This is a genomic window from Bacillus sp. 0209A (assembly GCF_036765095.1).
Taxonomy (GTDB): domain Bacteria; phylum Bacillota; class Bacilli; order Bacillales; family Bacillaceae; genus Bacillus; species Bacillus subtilis_G.
In genome coordinates this window covers 350,145-370,610 of sequence record NZ_JBAIZV010000003.1, presented here as the reverse complement: position 1 = coordinate 370,610, position 20,466 = coordinate 350,145, and the positions used below count along the sequence as shown (strand labels likewise).

Annotated in this window: 18 protein-coding genes; 15 read left to right on the top strand and 3 right to left on the bottom strand. The window is 47.1% G+C overall.

Going from position 1 to position 20,466, the window contains the following annotated elements; translation table 11 throughout:
* Positions 1-199 precede the first annotated feature (199 nt).
* From V6D44_RS12580 to prpB, 7 genes are all read left to right on the top strand, one after another.
* A complete protein-coding gene (locus V6D44_RS12580) occupies positions 200-931 on the top strand; it encodes a glycerophosphodiester phosphodiesterase (protein WP_087990663.1) in 732 nt (243 codons plus the stop codon).
* Between the two features lie 127 nt (positions 932-1,058).
* The gene (locus V6D44_RS12575; protein ID WP_087990662.1) at positions 1,059-2,240 is read left to right on the top strand and encodes an acetyl-CoA C-acetyltransferase; all 1,182 of its coding nucleotides are present in this window, start codon (positions 1,059-1,061) and stop codon (positions 2,238-2,240) included.
* 25 nt (positions 2,241-2,265) lie between these two features.
* On the top strand, positions 2,266-3,129 hold the full coding sequence (locus V6D44_RS12570; protein ID WP_087990661.1) for a 3-hydroxybutyryl-CoA dehydrogenase: 864 nt from the start codon (positions 2,266-2,268) through the stop codon (positions 3,127-3,129).
* A gap of 31 nt (positions 3,130-3,160) precedes the next feature.
* Positions 3,161-4,294, top strand: a complete 1,134-nt coding sequence (locus V6D44_RS12565; RefSeq protein WP_087990660.1) for an acyl-CoA dehydrogenase — start codon at positions 3,161-3,163, stop codon at positions 4,292-4,294.
* A gap of 37 nt (positions 4,295-4,331) precedes the next feature.
* Positions 4,332-5,450 (top strand): citrate synthase, encoded by a 1,119-nt coding sequence (mmgD, locus tag V6D44_RS12560; RefSeq protein WP_333516565.1) that lies wholly within the window; start codon positions 4,332-4,334, stop codon positions 5,448-5,450.
* 21 nt (positions 5,451-5,471) lie between these two features.
* Entirely contained in the window at positions 5,472-6,890 is a 1,419-nt protein-coding gene (locus V6D44_RS12555) for a bifunctional 2-methylcitrate dehydratase/aconitate hydratase (protein WP_202327238.1), read from the top strand.
* 16 nt (positions 6,891-6,906) lie between these two features.
* Complete coding sequence (gene prpB, locus V6D44_RS12550) at positions 6,907-7,812, top strand: methylisocitrate lyase (protein ID WP_202327240.1); 906 nt, start codon at positions 6,907-6,909, stop codon at positions 7,810-7,812.
* Between the two features lie 43 nt (positions 7,813-7,855).
* Here the strand turns inward: prpB and V6D44_RS12545 are convergent, their stop codons facing one another.
* Complete coding sequence (locus tag V6D44_RS12545; protein ID WP_087990657.1) at positions 7,856-8,092, bottom strand: DUF2627 domain-containing protein; 237 nt, start codon at positions 8,090-8,092, stop codon at positions 7,856-7,858.
* Positions 8,093-8,243: 151 nt separating this feature from the next.
* Here V6D44_RS12545 and V6D44_RS12540 point away from each other — a divergent pair, with 151 nt between their 5' ends.
* The 8 genes from V6D44_RS12540 to V6D44_RS12505 all read left to right on the top strand — a co-directional run bounded on the left by V6D44_RS12540 (position 8,244) and on the right by V6D44_RS12505 (position 18,314).
* A complete protein-coding gene (locus tag V6D44_RS12540) occupies positions 8,244-10,322 on the top strand; it encodes a sigma-54 interaction domain-containing protein (RefSeq protein WP_087990656.1) in 2,079 nt (692 codons plus the stop codon).
* Between the two features lie 124 nt (positions 10,323-10,446).
* A complete protein-coding gene (gene yqiS / locus V6D44_RS12535) occupies positions 10,447-11,346 on the top strand; it encodes a phosphate butyryltransferase (RefSeq protein ID WP_087990655.1) in 900 nt (299 codons plus the stop codon).
* Between the two features lie 11 nt (positions 11,347-11,357).
* Positions 11,358-12,452 (top strand): branched-chain amino acid dehydrogenase, encoded by a 1,095-nt coding sequence (gene bcd, locus V6D44_RS12530; RefSeq protein WP_087990654.1) that lies wholly within the window; start codon positions 11,358-11,360, stop codon positions 12,450-12,452.
* A gap of 18 nt (positions 12,453-12,470) precedes the next feature.
* Entirely contained in the window at positions 12,471-13,562 is a 1,092-nt protein-coding gene (gene buk, locus V6D44_RS12525; RefSeq protein WP_333516564.1) for a butyrate kinase, read from the top strand.
* Positions 13,563-13,582: 20 nt separating this feature from the next.
* Positions 13,583-15,007 carry a dihydrolipoyl dehydrogenase gene (lpdA, locus tag V6D44_RS12520; protein WP_289347660.1) on the top strand — a complete coding sequence of 475 codons (1,425 nt, stop codon included), beginning with the start codon at positions 13,583-13,585 and terminating at the stop codon, positions 15,005-15,007.
* Positions 15,008-15,028: 21 nt separating this feature from the next.
* A complete protein-coding gene (gene bfmBAA, locus V6D44_RS12515) occupies positions 15,029-16,021 on the top strand; it encodes a 3-methyl-2-oxobutanoate dehydrogenase subunit alpha (RefSeq protein ID WP_333516563.1) in 993 nt (330 codons plus the stop codon).
* A 13-nt stretch (positions 16,022-16,034) separates the two neighbouring features.
* A complete protein-coding gene (gene bfmBAB, locus V6D44_RS12510; protein WP_289347658.1) occupies positions 16,035-17,018 on the top strand; it encodes a 3-methyl-2-oxobutanoate dehydrogenase subunit beta in 984 nt (327 codons plus the stop codon).
* 21 nt (positions 17,019-17,039) lie between these two features.
* Entirely contained in the window at positions 17,040-18,314 is a 1,275-nt protein-coding gene (locus V6D44_RS12505) for a dihydrolipoamide acetyltransferase family protein (RefSeq protein WP_333516562.1), read from the top strand.
* 57 nt (positions 18,315-18,371) lie between these two features.
* Here V6D44_RS12505 and V6D44_RS12500 read toward each other — a convergent pair whose 3' ends face one another.
* Positions 18,372-19,211 carry a MerR family transcriptional regulator gene (locus V6D44_RS12500; protein ID WP_087990649.1) on the bottom strand — a complete coding sequence of 280 codons (840 nt, stop codon included), beginning with the start codon at positions 19,209-19,211 and terminating at the stop codon, positions 18,372-18,374.
* A gap of 71 nt (positions 19,212-19,282) precedes the next feature.
* A complete protein-coding gene (bmr, locus tag V6D44_RS12495) occupies positions 19,283-20,452 on the bottom strand; it encodes a multidrug efflux MFS transporter Bmr (protein WP_087990648.1) in 1,170 nt (389 codons plus the stop codon).
* Positions 20,453-20,466: the final 14 nt, after the last annotated feature.

Below are 20,466 nucleotides of genomic sequence, written 5' to 3'. Positions count from 1 at the left end.
CTTTAAAAGGTTTTTGAAAAATGTGGAACCCTCATGCTGGTTTTCGCGTAATATCAGCAAAAGGCCGCGGATGTGATTGTCCAATGGCATTGATTCTTATTACGAACAGTAGATTGTGATACAGCCTTAATCCTAGAGTGGAAGCACTAAAAACAGTATAATGGAGAAAACAGGAAACTTTAGGGCTTGAGGTGAAACGATGACAAAGATTTTTGCCCATCGGGGGGCATCTGGCCAATTTCCCGAAAATACAATGCTAGCCTTTGAAAAAGGAATTGAAGCCGGAGCGGAGGGGATAGAGCTTGATGTGCAGCTGTCAAAAGACGGACGTATTGTTGTGATCCATGATGAAAGGCTTGACCGGACGACATCGCTCAAAGGATTCGTGAAGGATACAGCGTATGATGTGATAAAGACTGCGAATGCGGCTGCTGGTCACGGTCGAACATACAGTGATGTCCAAGTGCCGCTGCTAGAAGACGTTCTCTCGTGGGCGGAAAAAAAGGATTTCCTTATTAACATTGAATTAAAAAACAGTGTGATCCGATATGAAGGCATGGAAGAAAAGTTGCTGGAGTCAGTGAAGCGATTCAAAATAGAGGAAAGAGTGATCCTGTCCACATTTAACCATGAAAGCTTGGCGCTATGCGGACGGCTCGCTCCCCATATTGAACGGGCGGTGTTGACTTCAGATGTGCTTTATCAGGCTGACCGGTATATCACATCGATTCCGGCTTCCGGCTATCACCCTAAGCTGAACAGCCCGGGGACCGCAGATGAAGTACTGAAAAAAATGAGGAACAGTTCGATCAAGGTAAGGCCGTATACAGTCAATCGGCCGGAAGATATGAAGTGTCTCTTTGAAGCGGGGGTAGACGGCATTTTCACCGATTTTCCTGCAAAGGCTTTGGCATTGCTGAAAAATAAATAGTTGTTTTAGAAGGAGGCTGTTGGCGCAGCCTTCTTTTTTCATTCATTCAAGCCCGTTACAAAGCATACATTCATAGAAGACAACTAGAAATTGTAAGCGCTGTCTATCTTCTGAATGAGGTGAAACCATGAGGAATACAGTCATTGTAAGTGCCGCAAGAACACCATTTGGCAAGTTCGGCGGAGCGTTGAAAGAGGTGAAAGCTGCGGAGCTTGGAGGCATTGCGATGAAGGAGGCGTTGCATCGCGCTGGCGTCTCTGGAGACGAGGTTGAAGGAACTGTCATGGGCATGGTTGTCCAAGCCGGCTCAGGGCAGATACCCTCCCGGCAAGCTGCCCGTTTGGCTGGAATGCCTTGGCATGTGCCGTCAGAAACGCTGAATAAAGTCTGCGCATCCGGACTGCGCGCTGTCACCTTATGTGATCAAATGATTCGGGCGCAAGATGCGGACATTCTTGTTGCCGGGGGAATGGAAAGCATGAGTAATATTCCGTATGCCGTCCCCGCCGGGCGCTGGGGAGCACGGATGGGAGACGGCGAGCTTAGGGACTTAATGGTTTATGACGGGTTAATGTGCGCGTTTGACGAGGTGCATATGGCTGTTCACGGAAATACAGCGGCCAAGGAATATGGAATCTCACGCGGGGATCAGGATGAATGGGCGCTAAGAAGTCATGCGCGGGCAGCTAAGGCTGCCGATAAAGGAAAGTTTCAGGATGAAATGGTTCCCGTCAGCTGGATCGGACGAAAAGGTAAAACAAACATTGTTGACAAAGATGAAGCGATTCGCCGTGACACAAGTCTGGATCAACTTGCGAAACTTTCACCGATTTATACAAGTGACGGTTCTGTCACAGCCGGCAATGCTCCCGGGGTCAATGACGGAGCTGGCGCGTTTGTGCTGATGTCTGAGGACAAAGCTGCTGAACTTGGCACACCGCCTCTGGCTACCATTCTTGGTTTTTCGACGATGGGAATGCAAGCGCACGAGCTGGCGGCAGCCCCGGGATTTGCAATCAACAAGCTGCTGAAAAAGAACGGTTTAACCATTCAAGATATTGACTTGTTTGAAATAAATGAAGCGTTTGCTTCTGTTGTTTTGACATGTGAAAAAATCGTCGGTTTCGATCTTGAAAAAGTAAATGTGAATGGCGGTGCGATCGCGCTCGGCCACCCGATCGGTGCAAGCGGAGCAAGAATTCTCATGACGCTTGTTTATGAATTAAAGCGCCGGGGAGGGGGGCTGGGCGTTGCCGCCATTTGCAGCGGTGCGGCTCAGGGAGATGCTGTCTTAGTGCATGTTCATTAAAACAATGACGAAAAAGGGGATTTAAATGGAGATGAAACATATCATGGTGGCCGGTGCAGGACAGATGGGAAGCGGGATCGCTCAAACAGCTGCCGACGCAGGCTTTGATGTGAGGATGTACGATGTGAACCCAGAGGCTGCGGAGGCAGGATTGAAACGGTTGAAGAAACAGCTGACCCGTGATGTTGAGAAAGGGAGAAAGACCGAAGCGGAAATGAAGGGTATAATTAGCCGCATTTCGCTTTCTCAAACGCTTGAGGAGGCAAAACACGCGGACATTGTGATTGAAGCTATCGCAGAAAACATGGCGGCGAAAACCGAAATGTTTAACACACTTGATCACATATGCCCGCCTCATACGATTTTGGCCAGCAATACATCTTCCTTGCCTATTACAGAAATCGCTGCTGTGACAAACCGGCCTGAACGAGTCATTGGCATGCATTTTATGAATCCTGTCCCTGTGATGAAGCTGGTTGAAGTGATTCGCGGCTTGGCTACATCAGAGGAAACGGCCTTAGATGTTATGGGATTAGCGGAAAAGATGGGGAAAACACCGGTAGAAGTCAATGATTTTCCAGGGTTTGTTTCCAACCGCGTGCTTCTTCCGATGATTAATGAAGCCATCTATTGCGTGTATGAGGGGGTGGCGAAGCCCGAGGCAATAGACGAGGTGATGAAGCTGGGTATGAACCATCCCATGGGACCGCTTAGACTAGCGGATTTTATCGGGCTTGATACGTGTTTAGCGATTATGGAAGTTCTTCATTCCGGCCTTGGCGATTCCAAGTATCGTCCTTGTCCGCTGCTTCGTAAATACGTCAAAGCGGGTTGGCTCGGCAAAAAGAGCGGACGCGGCTTTTATCAATATGTGGAGAGGACTTTCTGAAGTTCATTTCATTTCATCCGGGGGTGGCGAGTTGCATGAAACCCAAGAGCAAGTCATGATGCGAAAAATGGTGCGTGATTTTGCCCGAAAAGAAATTGCTCCCGCTGCGAAAATCATGGAGGAAACGGACGAATTTCCGTTTCAGCTCATCAAAAAAATGGGTGAACACGGCCTGATGGGAATACCGGTGCCGGAACGATACGGCGGCGCTGGGGCGGATGTTATTTCTTATATTTTGGCGATTCATGAGATTTCTAAAATCAGCGCGGCTGTCGGTGTCATTCTTTCCGTTCATACCTCGGTCGGCACAAATCCTATTTTTTACTTTGGAAACGAAAAACAGAAGAGTAAATATATCCCGAAGCTCGCTTCAGGAGACCATTTGGGCGCATTTGCACTGACGGAGCCTCTTTCAGGGTCGGATGCAGGGAGCCTTCGCACGACAGCCATCAAAAAGAACGGCAAATACCTATTAAACGGATCAAAAATGTTTATTACGAACGGCGGAGCCGCCGATGTCTATATCACGTTTGCTTTAACAGCTCCGGATCAAGGCAGGCACGGGATTTCCGCTTTTATCGTTGAAAAAAATACATCCGGTTTTACCGTTGGAAAAAAAGAAAGAAAGCTGGGGCTCTATGGCTCCAATACTACGGAATTGATTTTTGACAATGCAGAAGTGCCTGAAGAAAATTTGCTTGGCAAAGAGGGAGATGGCTTTACCATCGCCATGGCGAATTTAAATGTCGGCCGCATCGGTATTGCGGCCCAGGCGCTCGGCATTGCAGAAGCGGCTCTTGAGCATGCCGTTGCTTACGCGAAGCAGCGGGTGCAATTTGGCAGGCCTATCGCAGCCAATCAAGGCATATCATTTAAGCTGGCTGATATGGCGACAAGGGCAGAGGCGGCAAGGCACCTTGTCTACCACGCCGCAGACCTTCATAACCGCGGCTTGGCCTGTGAAAAAGAAGCGTCTATGGCTAAACAATTTTCTTCAGATTCTGCGGTGAAGGCGGCGTTAGACGCCGTCCAAATTTACGGGGGATATGGCTATATGAAGGATTACCCGGTTGAGCGGCTGCTTCGCGATGCAAAGGTGACGCAAATCTATGAAGGAACGAACGAGATTCAAAGATTGATTATTTCAAAGCATCTGCTTGGTTAAATCCGATCGACAAAAACGCAAAACGGAGGTTGAGGATATGCAGGAGAAAAAGCTTTATTCTCCGGGTTTGGACGGTGTGATTGCGGCAGAAACTCAAATTTCTTATCTTGACACGCAGTCCAGCCAGATTTTGATACGAGGCTATGATTTAATCGATCTTTCTAAAACCAAAAGCTATCTGGAGATTATCCATTTATTGCTGGAGGGCAGGCTGCCGAAAGAAAGTGAAACGGAAACGCTGGAAAGAAACATAAACAGCGCATCAGACCTGCCGGCAGATCATCTCCGTCTGCTTGAGCTGCTCCCCAAACACACTCATCCGATGGATAGTCTGCGGACCGGGCTGTCTGCTCTTGCCGGCTATGACCGGCAAATTGATGATCGTTCTCCTTCCGCTAACAAAGAACGCGCCTATCAGCTTCTGGGGAAAATGCCTGTCCTCACTGCTGCCAGCTATAGGATCATCAATAAGAAAGAGCCGATTCTTCCGCTTAAAACCCTATCCTACAGTGCGAATTTTTTATTTATGATGACTGGGAAATTGCCGACCTCACTGGAAGAACGTATTTTTGACCGGTCCCTCATCCTGTACAGTGAACATGAAATGCCGAATTCAACCTTTACCGCCAGAGTCATCGCTTCTACACATTCAGATCTTTATGGCGCTTTGACAGGAGCTGTAGCCTCTCTGAAAGGGAATCTTCACGGAGGAGCAAACGAAGTCGTGATGTATATGCTTTTGGAGGCGAAAACACCGTCCGATTTTGAGCAGCTTCTGCAATCAAAACTGCAAAGAAAAGAAAAAATTATGGGATTCGGCCACCGAGTGTATATGAAAAAAATGGACCCGAGAGCACTCATGATGAAAGAGGCGCTGCAGCAATTATGCGATAAAGCCGGCGACCATCGTTTATATGAGATGTGTGAAGCAGGCGAGCGGCTGATGGAGAAGGAAAAAGGGCTTTACCCGAATTTGGATTACTACGCTGCCCCGGTGTATTGGATGCTCGGCATACCGATACCTTTGTATACGCCTGTCTTTTTCAGTGCGAGAACATCCGGTTTATGCGCCCACGTGATCGAACAGCATTCCAATAACCGTCTCTTTCGTCCACGTGTCAGTTATTTGGGCCCGCGGTATCAGGCCGAATCTTAAATCATGAAAGGAACTGGTAGAATGCTGAAAACGGATCATGTCATTGAAGAAATCACAGACTATGTGCTTGAGAAAGAGATTACAAGCTCCGAGGCGTTTACAACAGCGGGGCACGTGCTGCTGGATACGCTGGGCTGCGGGATTTTGGCGCTCCGGTATCCCGAATGCACCAAGCTGCTCGGCCCGATTGTTCCCGGAACGACTGTGCCGAATGGGAGCAAAGTTCCGGGAACGTCATATGTTCTCGATCCTGTGAGAGCAGCGTTTAATATCGGCTGCATGATTCGCTGGCTCGATTATAACGATACATGGCTGGCGGCGGAGTGGGGGCATCCGTCCGATAATTTGGGAGGGATCCTTGCGGCTGCTGATTATGTATCGAGAGTAAGGCTGTCTGAAGGGAACGAACCTTTAATGGTACGCGACGTACTTGAAATGATGATCAAAGCACATGAAATTCAAGGCGTGCTTGCTTTAGAAAACAGCTTAAACCGAGTTGGCCTTGATCATGTGCTGTTTGTCAAAGTCGCTACAGCCGCTGTTGCAGCAAAGCTCTTGGGCGGCGGAAGAGAAGAAATCAAAAATGCGCTTTCAAATGCATGGATTGACAATGCAGCCTTGAGGACATACCGGCATTCACCGAATACCGGTTCGCGCAAATCGTGGGCGGCAGGAGACGCAACGAGCAGAGGAGTTCATTTGGCGCTGATGGCGTTAAAAGGGGAAATGGGCTATCCGACAGCTTTGAGCGCACCGGGGTGGGGCTTCCAAGACGTTTTATTCAATAAACAAGAGATTAAACTCGCCCGCCCGCTCGACGCTTATGTCATGGAAAATGTGTTATTTAAAGTGTCTTATCCTGCGGAATTTCACGCTCAGACAGCGGTAGAGTGCGCCGTCATTCTTCATCCGCAGGTAAAGGGCCGGATTGATGAGATTGACCGTGTTGTCATCAGAACGCATGAATCCGCTATCCGAATCATTGATAAAAAAGGCCCGCTTCACAATCCGGCAGATCGTGATCACTGCCTCCAATACATCGCAGCAATCGGATTGCTTTTTGGTGATATCACCGCGCAGCATTATGAGGCTGAAACAGCGAGTGATCCGAGAATAGATAAACTTCGGGATAAGATGGAAGTGACTGAAAATAAAACATATACCGAGGATTACCTGAAACCCGACAAGCGTTCCATTTCAAATGCAGTTCAAGTTCATTTTAAAGACGGAACGAGCACGGAAATGGTGGAATGTGAATTTCCGCTCGGCCATCGTTTTCGAAGAGACGAGGCAGTGCCGAAGCTGCTGGAAAAGTTTTCTGCCAATCTTAAAACCCATTTCTCTAATAAACAGCAAAAACACATTTATAAGCGCTGTACCAGCTATGAGACATTACAAACGATGCGTGTAAATGAATTCATAGATATGTTTTGCATGTAAAAGGAGGACTTACGTCATGTCGTGGATCGTTAATAAGCAATCGTCACAAGAAGAGCTTGCCGTTCGTTTCCGCAAGCTGATGTCAGCGCCGGACATTTTGCAGATTCCCGGCGCTCATGACGGGATGGCCGCCTTGCTTGCGAAAGAGGCCGGTTTTTCTGCTGTTTATTTGTCTGGTGCGGCATATACAGCCAGCAGGGGGCTCCCTGATTTAGGGATCATCACGTCAACAGAAATGGCTGATCGAGCCAAGGATCTTGTGCGTGCAGCTGATCTGCCTCTCCTTGTTGATATAGATACGGGATTCGGCGGTGTGTTAAATGCCGCCCGAACCGCCCGTGAGATGCTTGAAGCCAGAGTAGCCGCCGTTCAAATAGAAGACCAACAGCTTCCGAAAAAATGCGGGCATTTAAATGGCAAACAGCTTGTCTCGATAAAGGAAATGGCGCAAAAAATAAAAGTGATCAAACAAGCGGCGCCCACCCTTGTCGTTGTTGCCCGTACTGATGCCAGAGCGCAGGAAGGGCTTGACGCCGCGGTGAAGCGCTCAGCGGCTTACATTGAGGCTGGAGCGGACGCGATTTTTCCGGAAGCGCTTCAGACGGAGAACGAATTCCGCCAGTTTGCTGAACACATTTCCGTTCCGCTCCTTGCGAATATGACCGAATTTGGGAAAACGCCGTATTATCGTGCCGATGAATTCGAAGCTATGGGGTTTGACATGGTGATATATCCTGTCACATCGCTTCGAGCGGCGGCAAAAGCTTATGCACGGCTATTTGATTTGATTAAGGAGCGCGGCTCACAAAAAGAAGGGCTTCATCATATGCAGACACGAAAAGAACTGTACGAGACGATTTCTTATTATGACTATGAAACGTTAGATAAAACGATTGCCAAGACCGTTTTGCCTGACGAATAGTGCGGTCAAAAAAAGCCGGAGTGTTCTCCGGCTTTTTTTGCAGCTATCGTTTTCTGAATCGCGGGCTGACTTGATGGCGTTTTCTGTCCCTGTATAAAACGAACCCTGCCAGCACATAAAGGCCGAACGCAAAAAAGATGAACCCTGACAAACCTTGGAGCCAAAGAGCTGCAAATGGCTTTACACTATGACCGAAAAGTGTATCTCTCATCAGTTTAATGCCTAAAGCGGATATGGCGCCGGGGACGACTAATATCAAAAGCGCAAGAAGTCGGCTCATCCTCAGAAAACTCCTTTATCTTTCATTTTCTTTATTGTCCAGCGGGGAAAATATTTTGTCAAGAGAAGAAAACGTGGTAACATAGGGTTGTGCAAATTATTGCAACGGAATAAATAGGTGTGCAAATTTTTTCATACAAAGGGGTAGCGGGATGCAAAAGGTACTGATTGTAGGTGCCGGCAAAAGGGGAACGGCGTTATTACATATTCTGATCAAAACAGCCATCATAGAGGTCATTGCCGTAGTTGACAAAGACCCCGAGGCGCCGGGATTGAAAGAAGCAGAACAGTATGGGATTGCCGTTTCATCTGATTGGAAACCTTACATACAACTAAAACCGGATATCGTCATTCATACCACCGGCGATCAAGCCGTGTTTGACGAACTCCTTCAAGAAAAGCATGAAGAGACCACTATTATGCCGGGAAAAATGGCGTACATCGTTTTTCAGCTGATGGAAGAAAAGCAGCACCTGATTCAAATGCTGAAAGAGCAAACATACAAACACGACCGAATTTTTAATTCTACCCATGACGGGATGATTTTTATTGATATCAATGAAGAAATCATTCTCTTTAACCATATGGCCGAAAAAATGGTCGGGAAAAAACGCGAGGAAGTCATTGGACGCCCGATAAAAGAAGTCATTCCGAGCACGAAGTTGCCGCGGATTTTAAAAACAAGAGTGCCTGAATACAACCAGAAGCAGCTTTTAGGCGATCATTTGCAAATTGTGACGACGAGGCTGCCGATTATTGATGAAGGCGGACGTTTGCTCGGGGCGCTTTGTGTGTTTAAAGATATCACCGATGCTGTTGAGCTGGCAGAGGAAGTGACAAACTTAAAGCAGGTCCGTACGATGCTGGAGGCGATTATTCAATCCTCCGATGAGGCGATTTCTGTCGTTGATGAAAACGGCATCGGACTCCTGATTAATAAAGCGTATACGAAAATGACAGGGCTCTCCGAAAAAGAAGTCATCGGCAAGCCTGCCAACACTGATATTTCTGAAGGTGAAAGCATGCATTTAAAGGTGCTTGAAACGAGACGCCCTGTCCGCGGTGTCAGAATGAAGGTCGGCCCGAATGAAAAAGAGGTCATCGTCAATGTAGCGCCGGTGATTGTAGACGGAATTTTGAAAGGCAGCGTCGGTGTGATTCACGACGTGACCGAAATTAAAATGCTGACAGCGGAGCTTAACCGGGCCAGACAAATCATTCGCACACTTGAGGCGAAATACACGTTTGACGACATTATCGGCAAAAGCGAGCAAATGCTGGTTGCGCTTGAGCAGGCCAAGCTCGGGGCGAAAACGCCGGCAACCATTTTGCTGCGCGGGGAATCAGGAACAGGAAAAGAACTGTTCGCCCATGCCATCCATAACGAAAGCGACCGGAAGTACAATAAATTTATTCGGGTGAATTGTGCTGCCCTTTCTGAAAACCTGCTCGAATCAGAATTGTTCGGTTATGAGGATGGTGCGTTTTCAGGAGCGAAGCGTGGCGGTAAAAAGGGGTTATTTGAAGAAGCCAATAACGGCAGTATTTTCTTAGATGAAATCGGCGAACTGACACAAAATATGCAGGCGAAATTGCTCCGCGTCCTTCAAGAAAAGGAAATCGTCAGAGTGGGTGGTACGAAGGCGATCCCTGTCAACGTCAGAGTGATCGCGGCGACAAATGTAAATATCGAAAAGGCGATGGCGGATGGTGCGTTCCGTGAAGACTTGTATTACCGAATCAACCGCTACCCCATCTCCATCCCGCCATTGCGGCAGCGGCTGGAAGACATTGAGGCACTAAGCGTCAGGCTTATCCAAAAGATTAACCGGGATTACGGCAGGAATGTAAAGGGTCTCTCGCAGCAAGCTTTGCGTGTTTTATCCGCTTATCATTGGCCGGGGAATGTCCGCGAATTGGAAAATGTCCTAGGACGAGCCATGATTTTTCTGAATCCGCATATGGAATGGATTGAAAAAGATCACTTGCCTGTATTCGAAGTTGAACAAAAAGAAAGCGACCCAGAACAGGGTGCAGGCTTTGATTCTCCGAATATTGAAGGCGAGAAGCTGTCTGTTGCAGTAGAAAAATTTGAAGCGCATTTGATCCAGCAAACGCTCGAGAAGCATCATTATAACCGGACAAAAACAGCGAAAGCCCTCGGAGTCAGCATACGGAATTTATATTACAAAATGGATAAATATGGCCTTGCAAATGAAGGCATGCAATAATTTGCAGAATAAGCGCAAACATCTGCACGAGTTTTTCAATAGATCTGGTATGACAGTACGCTGAGGAGCTGGCATGGAACTTGCATAATAAAAGGCGGAGTCGAAACAAGAAGGGTGGTAACAGATGAAGCTGAAAGATTTGATCGGTAAAGCGTCGATGTACAAAAACAAGACTATTGCGGTTGCTCATGCTGAGGATGAGGAAGTGATCCGGGCTGTAAAGCTGGCAGCCGAGCACCTATCTGCCCGTTTTTTGTTAGTGGGCGACAGCAAAAAACTGAACGATCTGACATCATCTATTCAAGGGGATCAAGTGGAAATCGTTCATGCGGATACGCCTGAGGAATCGGCAAAATTAGCGGTTCGTGCTGTGCATCATAAAACAGCGGATGTGTTAATGAAAGGGGATGTGCCGACTTCTGTTTTGCTTAAAGCGGTATTGAACAGACAGGAGGGGCTTCGGTCATCCAACGTCCTTTCTCACGTCGCTGTGTTTGATATACCGGACTTTGACAGGCTGATGTTTGTGACAGATTCGGCAATGAATATTGCTCCTTCACTTGAAGAGCTTCGGCAGATTTTGCAAAATGCCGTTCATGTGGCCCGTGCAGTAGGGAACAATATGCCAAAAGCAGCTGCTCTGGCAGCTGTCGAAACGGTAAACCCGAAAATGGAAGCGACAGTAAATGCAGCTGCTCTTGCTCAAATGTGCAAAAGAGGCCAGATCAAAGGCTGTATTGTTGATGGGCCGTTTGCTTTGGATAACGCAGTCTCGCAAATTGCCGCGGCCCAGAAAAAGATTTCAGGAGACGTAGCGGGCAGCGCTGATATCCTTCTCGTCCCAACAATTGAGGCCGGCAATATTTTATATAAATCACTGATTTATTTTGCGAAGGCCAGCGTGGCGGCTGTCATTACGGGGGCAAAAGCGCCGATTGCCTTAACGAGCAGAGCGGACTCCGCTGAAAATAAACTGTATTCCATTGCGCTCGCGATATGCGCATCAGAAGAATACACACATTAGGAGGAACGAACATGGAACTTTTTAAATATATGGAGAAATACGATTACGAACAATTGGTATTTTGCCAAGATGAACAATCCGGCTTAAAAGCGATTATCGCGATTCATGATACAACGCTCGGTCCGGCACTTGGCGGAACGAGAATGTGGACGTATGAAAATGAAGAAGCGGCGATTGAAGACGCGCTCAGGCTGGCGAGAGGCATGACCTATAAAAACGCGGCGGCAGGCTTAAACCTTGGCGGCGGAAAAACAGTGATTATCGGTGATCCTCGCAAAGATAAAAATGAGGAAATGTTCCGCGCGTTTGGCCGCTATATTCAAGGTTTGAACGGCAGGTACATTACAGCTGAAGATGTGGGCACAACGGTTGAGGATATGGACATCATTCATGATGAAACAGACTATGTCACAGGGATTTCTCCTGCTTTCGGATCTTCAGGAAATCCATCCCCAGTTACGGCTTACGGCGTGTACAGAGGTATGAAAGCTGCTGCTAAAGCTGCTTTCGGTACTGACTCTCTCGAAGGAAAAACCATCGCTGTACAGGGTGTAGGGAACGTAGCCTATAACCTATGCCGCCACCTTCATGAAGAAGGGGCAAACTTAATCGTGACGGATATCAATAAACAATCGGTACAGCGCGCAGTTGCAGATTTTGGTGCCCGTGCAGTTGATCCGGATGAGATTTATTCACAAGACTGCGATATTTATGCGCCGTGTGCACTCGGTGCGACAATCAACGACGACACCATTAAACAGCTGAAGGCGAAAGTCATCGCGGGTGCGGCCAACAACCAATTAAAAGAAACACGCCATGGCGATCAAATTCACGAAATGGGCATCGTTTACGCGCCGGATTATGTCATTAACGCGGGCGGCGTCATCAACGTGGCAGATGAGCTTTACGGCTATAATGCAGAACGCGCATTGAAGAAAGTTGAAGGCATTTACGGCAATATTGAGCGTGTACTTGAAATTTCTCAGCGTGATGGTATTCCGACGTATTTAGCGGCTGACCGCTTGGCAGAGGAACGGATTGAACGCATGCGCCACTCAAGAAGCCAGTTTTTGCAAAACGGCCACAGTGTATTAAGCAGACGTTAAGAAATTGATCTGGAGGTTATGAAAGTGTTACATGATGAAAAACGCATTCTCACTATTAATCCAGGCTCAACTTCAACGAAAATCGGTGTTTTTCATAACGAACGAGGCATTTTTGAAAAAACATTGAGACACAACATAGAAGAGCTGCAGCGATTTGACCATATTATTGATCAGTATGAATTTCGCAAAAAACAGATTCTTGAAACGCTTCATGAACAGGGAATCAATATTTCAAAGTTTGATGCAGTCTGCGCCAGAGGCGGTCTTCTCCGGCCGATTGAAGGCGGAACGTATGAAGTGAATGATGACATGATTGAGGATTTGAAAAGCGGCTACGCCGGCCAGCATGCTTCGAATCTAGGCGGCATTATCGCGCGGGAAATCGCTGACGGGCTGAATATCCCTTCATATATCGTCGATCCTGTTGTCGTAGATGAAATGTCAGTACTCGCAAAAATCTCAGGCATGCCTGAGATTGAACGGAAAAGCATTTTTCATGCGTTAAATCAAAAAGCTGTCGCCCGTAAGGCGGCAGCCTCTCTCGGCAAACGATATGAGAACATGAAAATGATTGTTACCCATATGGGCGGCGGGATTACAATAGGCGTCCATGACCGCGGGAGGGTGGTCGATGTCAATAACGGCCTTCACGGAGAGGGGCCATTCAGTCCTGAACGTGCAGGGACAGTGCCTGCGGGGGATCTTGTCGATTTATGTTTTTCAGGACAGTATACAAAAGAAGAAATCATGAAAAAACTGGTGGGCACCGGCGGGCTTTTGGGCTATCTCGGTACGAATGACGCAGTAAAAGTGGAACAGATGATCCAGGGGGGCGATGAAAAAGCCCGCTTCATTTTTGATGCCATGGCGTATCAGGTAGCGAAGGAAATCGGGGCAGCCAGCGCGGCATTAAAAGGCGAAGTGGAAGCGATTGTGCTAACGGGCGGCTTGGCGTACGGCAAAAGCTTTGTTTCCAGTATCAGCTCATACATAGATTGGATTTCAGACGTTTTAGTCTATCCGGGAGAAAATGAACTGCAGTCTCTGGCCCAAGGGGCGCTCAGGGTATTGCTGGGCGAAGAGCAATCCAAACAATATCGTATTGAATAGACAGACAGGAGTGAGTCACCATGGCAACTGAGTATGACGTAGTCATTTTGGGCGGCGGTACCGGCGGTTATGTTGCGGCGATCAGAGCCGCTCAGCTTGGCTTAAAGACAGCCGTTGTGGAAAAGGAAAAACTCGGGGGAACATGTCTGCATAAAGGCTGTATCCCGAGTAAAGCGCTGCTTAGAAGCGCGGAGGTATACCGGACAGCTCGTGAAGCAGATCAATTCGGAGTGGAAACGGCTGGCGTTTCCCTCAATTTTGAAAAAGTGCAGCAGCGTAAGCAAGCTGTTGTTGATAAGCTTGCGGCCGGTGTGAATCATTTGATGAAAAAAGGAAAAATCGACGTATTCAACGGATATGGCCGTATCCTCGGACCATCAATCTTCTCTCCGCTGCCGGGAACGATTTCTGTTGAACGGGGAAATGGCGAAGAAAATGACATGCTGATCCCGAAGCAAGTCATCATTGCAACAGGATCAAGACCGAGAATGCTTCCGGGTTTGGAAGCGGACGGAAAATCTGTATTGACATCGGATGAGGCGCTCCAAATGGAGGAGCTGCCAAAATCGATCATCATCGTCGGCGGCGGCGTGATCGGTATCGAATGGGCGTCTATGCTTCATGATTTTGGTGTGGAGGTAGCGGTTATTGAATATGCGGATCGCATATTGCCGACTGAAGATCAAGACATTTCAAAAGAAATGGAAAGTCTTCTTAAGAAAAAAGGCATTCAGTTCGTCACAGGGGCAAAAGTGCTGCCTGACACAATGACAAAAACGGCGGGTGACATCAGCATACAAGCGGAAAAAGACGGAGAAACCGTCACTTACTCTGCTGAAAAAATGCTTGTTTCCATTGGCAGACAGGCAAATATCGAAGGCATCGGCATTGAAAATACTGATATTGTCACTGAAAATGGCTTCATTTCTGTCAATGAAAGCTGCCAAACGAAGGAATCTCATATTTATGCAATCGGGGACGTAATCGGAGGTCTTCAATTAGCTCACGTCGCATCGCATGAAGGAATCATTGCTGTTGAGCATATTGCTGGACTCAATCCGCATCCGCTTGATCCAATGCTTGTACCGAAGTGCATCTACTCAAGCCCTGAAGCTGCCAGTGTAGGTTTAACCGAAGAAGAAGCGAAGGCGAACGGGCATAATGTCAAGATCGGCAAGTTCCCATTTATGGCAATTGGAAAAGCGCTTGTATACGGAGAAAGCGATGGATTTGTAAAAATCGTAGCGGATCGTGACACGGATGATATTCTCGGCGTGCATATGATCGGCCCGCACGTCACCGACATGATTTCAGAAGCGGGTCTTGCCAAAGTGCTGGACGCAACGCCGTGGGAGGTCGGGCAAACAATTCACCCGCACCCGACGCTTTCTGAAGCGATTGGAGAAGCAGCGCTTGCCGCAGACGGCAAAGCCATTCATTTTTAAAAGCATAAAGGAGGGGCTTGAATGAGTACAAACCGACATCAAGCACTAGGGCTGACTGATCAGGAAGCCGTTGATATGTATAGAACCATGCTGTTAGCAAGAAAAATCGATGAAAGAATGTGGCTGTTAAACCGTTCTGGAAAAATTCCATTCGTAATCTCTTGTCAAGGACAGGAAGCAGCGCAGGTAGGGGCGGCTTTTGCTCTTGACCGTGAAATGGATTATGTACTGCCGTACTACAGAGACATGGGTGTTGTGCTCGCATTTGGCATGACAGCAAAAGACTTAATGATGTCCGGGTTTGCCAAAGCAGCAGATCCAAACTCAGGAGGCCGCCAGATGCCGGGACATTTCGGTCAAAAGGAAAACCGGATCGTGACAGGATCGTCTCCAGTTACAACGCAAGTGCCGCACGCGGTCGGCATTGCGCTTGCGGGGCGTATGGAGAAAAAGGATGTTGCGGCCTTTGTTACATTTGGTGAAGGCTCTTCAAATCAAGGCGATTTCCATGAAGGGGCAAACTTTGCCGCTGTCCATAAGTTGCCGGTTATTTTCATGTGTGAAAATAACAAATACGCAATCTCTGTGCCTTACGATAAGCAAGTCGCATGTGAGAACATTTCCGACCGTGCCGTAGGCTATGGAATGCCTGGCGTAACCGTGAATGGAAATGATCCGCTGGAGGTTTATCAAGCGGTCAAAGAAGCACGCGAACGGGCGCGCAGAGGAGAAGGCCCGACATTAATTGAAACAATTTCTTACCGCCTTACACCGCATTCCAGTGATGACGATGACAGCAGTTACAGAGGCCGTGAAGAAGTAGAGGAAGCGAAAAAAAGCGATCCCCTGCTTACTTATCAAGCTTACTTAAAGGAAACAGGCCTGCTGTCCGATGAGACAGAACAAACCATGCTGGATGAAATAATGGCCATCATAAACGAAGCGACGGATGAAGCGGAGAACGCCCCTTATGCAGCTCCTGAGTCAGCGCTTGATTATGTGTATGCGAAGTAGGGAGGAAGAACAAATGTCAGTAATGTCATATATTGATGCAATCAATTTGGCGATGAAAGAAGAAATGGAACGAGACCCTCGCGTTTTCGTCCTTGGGGAAGATGTAGGGAGAAAAGGCGGTGTATTTAAAGCGACAGCCGGCCTCTACGAACAATTTGGAGAAGAGCGTGTGATGGATACGCCGCTTGCTGAATCTGCGATTGCCGGAGTCGGCATCGGAGCGGCTATGTACGGGATGAGACCAATTGCTGAAATGCAGTTTGCTGATTTTATTATGCCGGCGGTCAACCAAATTATTTCTGAAGCGGCTAAAATCCGCTACCGCAGCAACAATGACTGGAGCTGTCCGATTGTCGTCAGAGCGCCATACGGCGGAGGCGTGCACGGGGCCCTTTATCATTCTCAATCAGTCGAAGCGATTTTTGCCAATCAGCCCGGACTGAAAATTGTCATGCCATCAACGCCATATGACGCGAAAGGACTTTTAAAAGCCGCGGTTCGTGATGAAGATCCGGTGCTGTTTTTTGAGCACAAACGCGCGTACCGTCTGGTAAAAGGTGAGGTTCCGGCAGACGATTATGTCCTGCCAATCGGCAAGGCTGATGTCAAACGGGAAGGCGACGACATCACAGTGATCACATATGGCCTGTGTGTCCACTTCGCGTTACAGGCTGCAGAGCGTCTCGAAAAAGATGGAATTTCAGTGCATGTAGTAGATTTAAGAACGGTTTATCCGCTTGATAAAGAAGCAATCATCGAAGCCGCATCCAAAACCGGTAAGGTGCTTTTGGTTACAGAAGATACAAAAGAAGGCAGCATCATGAGTGAGGTGGCCGCAATTATATCTGAACATTGTCTTTTCGACTTAGACGCGCCGATTAAACGGCTTGCGGGTCCTGATATTCCGGCTATGCCTTATGCGCCGACAATGGAAAAATACTTTATGCTCAACCCTGATAAAGTGGAAGCGGCGATGAGAGAGTTAGCGGAGTTTTAAAGACGTAAGGAGGACACAATCATGGCAATTGAACAAATGACGATGCCGCAGCTTGGAGAAAGCGTGACGGAAGGGACGATCAGCAAATGGCTAATTGCCCCCGGTGATAAAGTAAACAAATACGATCCGATAGCGGAAGTCATGACAGATAAGGTCAATGCAGAGGTTCCATCTTCTTTTACCGGTACGATAACAGAGCTTGTGGGAGAAGAAGGCCAGACTCTGCAAGTCGGGGAAATCATTTGTAAAATCGAAATAGAAGGCGTGAATCCGTCTGAACAAAAACAAGAGCAGCCAGAGGCACCAGAACCCGCTGAAACACCTGTTGCAGAAAGCCGATCCGAAGCAGACAACCAGCCCAATAAAAAGCGCTACTCGCCAGCTGTACTCCGTTTGGCCGGAGAGCACGGCATTGATCTTGATCAAGTGACAGGATCAGGTGCAGGCGGACGCATTACGCGAAAAGATATTCAGCGCATCATTGAAACAGGCGGTGTGCAAAAGCGGCCTGAGGAGCCGACAACAGCAGCTCCTGCAGCAGAGTCTGCACCAAAAACAGAGCCGAAGGACGAGATTTCATATCCTGCGTCTGCATCGGGAGATAAAGAAATCCCTGTCACAGCTGTAAGAAAAGCAATTGCTTCCAATATGAAACGCAGCAAAACAGAAATTCCGCATGCTTGGACGATGATGGAAGTCGACGTCACAAATATGGTGGCATATCGCAACAGTATAAAACATTCATTCAAGCAGACAGAAGGCTTTAATATAACGTTCTTCGCCTTTTTTGTAAAAGCGGTCGCTCAGGCGTTAAAAGAATTCCCGCAAATGAATAGCATGTGGGCGGGAGACAAAATCATTCAAAAAAAAGATATCAATATTTCAATCGCTGTTGCCACAGAGGATTCTTTATTTGTTCCGGTGATTAAAAACGCTGATGAAAAAACAATTAAAGGCATTGCGAGAGAAATTAACGGCCTTGCTAAAAAAGTGAGAGAGGGAAAACTCTCAGCAGATGACATGCAGGGAGGGACGTTTACCGTCAACAATACAGGTTCGTTCGGATCTGTTCAGTCGATGGGTATCATCAATTACCCTCAAGCTGCGATTCTTCAAGTGGAATCCATCGTCAAGCGCCCGGTTGTCATGGATCATGGCATGATTGCTGTCAGAGACATGGTCAATCTGTGCCTGTCCTTGGATCACAGAGTGCTTGACGGCCTTGTGTGCGGACGATTCCTCGGACGAGTAAAACAAATTTTAGAATCGATTGACGAGAAAACATCTGTTTACTAATAAGCAGAAAGAGCATTTTTTGATACATAACTTCAAAAAATGCTCTTTTTTTATGCATCATGACTCAGCAATTCTGATTTTCATTTCAACCCGGTATTCCTCTTGTTTTTTAGGCGAGTAATGAATCGGTATGATTAACTCGTAAACATCACTGGCAACTGTTAATTGGCGGTCTATGATATACTTGATAAGCTTCTGTAAGTTGAGAAAATAATGCTCAGGCGAAAAATGGTACGCGATGCAAACGTATGTGCCTTTAGGGATCGTTGTGATTTCCATATCCGGGGTAACGGCGGAAATTTGTTTATTCGTCAATACAGGCGTAAAGATATGGCGGTAAGTCATTTCATCAATGCTGGTGTACGGGAGAAACGAGAAAGTGGCACCGTAGCTATTGTTCGCAAATCCATCTGCTGATTCGATAAATGTTTTTAATTTGCTGTAGGAGGCGTTGAGCACGTTTTCAGGTCCGATTCCCTCTGCCTCTGTCTGAATGATGCGTGTTTCTTCTTCATCTAAAACAAACACCTCCCCGAGCGCAGGGTATTCTATCTGCCGTTTCATCCGCTTTTTCACCAGTGAAATGGTTTCTTCCAATGCTGATAAAAACTCCAATTTCTCCCTGATTTGCTTCTCCTGCTCTGTATAAAAAGCAAACAGTTCTTCCATCTCTAAGTCTTGTGCCTTTTTCATCTCCTCTAAAGGTGTGCCGATATATTTCAATGATTTGATGAGATCCAGATGATAAAGCTGGGAATCCGTATAATAGCGGTAGCTTGTATCCGGGTCGACATAGACGGGTTTAAATAAATCAATTTTATCGTAATAACGGAGCGCTTTAATCGACACGTTTGCCAGTTTTGATACTTCTCCAATTGAGTAATACGATTCCTTCATGCCATCACTCCTTCTATATCAGTATAATGAAAAAGCGCACTCTTTGCAGTATACAAAGAATACGCTTTTTATCACGTGCTGGCTTTAATATGTGCAGGCGCTTTCCAAGCAATGGTCAGCGCAATGCCTATGGCTAAAGTTACCGTTGCAAAGTAGAATGGATAGTTTACATCAATATCGAACAGCATTCCGCCGATAATAGGTCCGAATACATTGCCGATACTTGTAAACATTGAGTTCATACCACCGGCAAATCCCTGTTCATTTCCCGCAATCTTTGACAGATAAGTCGTTACCGCCGGTCTCATGAGGTCAAATCCGACAAATACGGTGACAGTAACCAGCAGAATCGAAAAATAAGAATTCACGATTGTCAGCAAGAAAACCAGACTCGTTGAGATGATTAAGCTATACCGAATCAAATGGATTTCGCCAAACCACCTTGTAAAACGGTCGAATAAGACGACTTGCGTAATGGCGCCTACAATCGCACCTCCTGTAATCATAATGGCAATGTCGCTGGCCGTAAATCCAAATTTATGATCAACGAATAACGCAAATAACGATTCAAATGACGCTAAGCCAAAAGACGAAATCAAAATGATGAGAAAAGCAATGAAATACATGGGGGCAAAAATCCGTTTGAAGCCCGTCTTCTGCCCTTTTATGTCCCGATTCTCATGGTTTCGTTCCGGCTCGCGCAGCGTGAGCATTGATAAAATAGCTGCTAACAATGCAAAGGCTGCCGCAAAGAAAAAAGGCAGACGGGAATGAATTTCCGCTAAAAATCCCCCGATACCTGGGCCGATGATAAAGCCTGTTGAAATAGCGGCTGACATATAACCAAGCGCTTTGGGCCGTGTTTTAATGGTTGTGATATCTGCGATAAAAGCCGTGACCCCGGGCATAATGAAGGCGGCGCTGATCCCGCCAAGCATCCGGGAGATAAATAACATCTCAACTGTTTTTCCGATGCCGAATAAAAACTCCGAAACACTAAAGAAAAACAGACCGATCACGATCATGATTTTACGTCCGAAGCGGTCAACCCATCGTCCGCCTATTGGTGATACAATAAGCTGTGTAACAGCGAAGCACGCAACCATATAGCCAACCGCGGTTCCCGATAAATGCAATTCATTCATAATAGTAGGCGTTACCGGAATCACTAGCCCGATCCCCAAAAAAGCAATAAATAAATTAGTTAATAATATCGTTAAGGTCATATTTTGTTTCTTCATGTGACTTCCCCTTT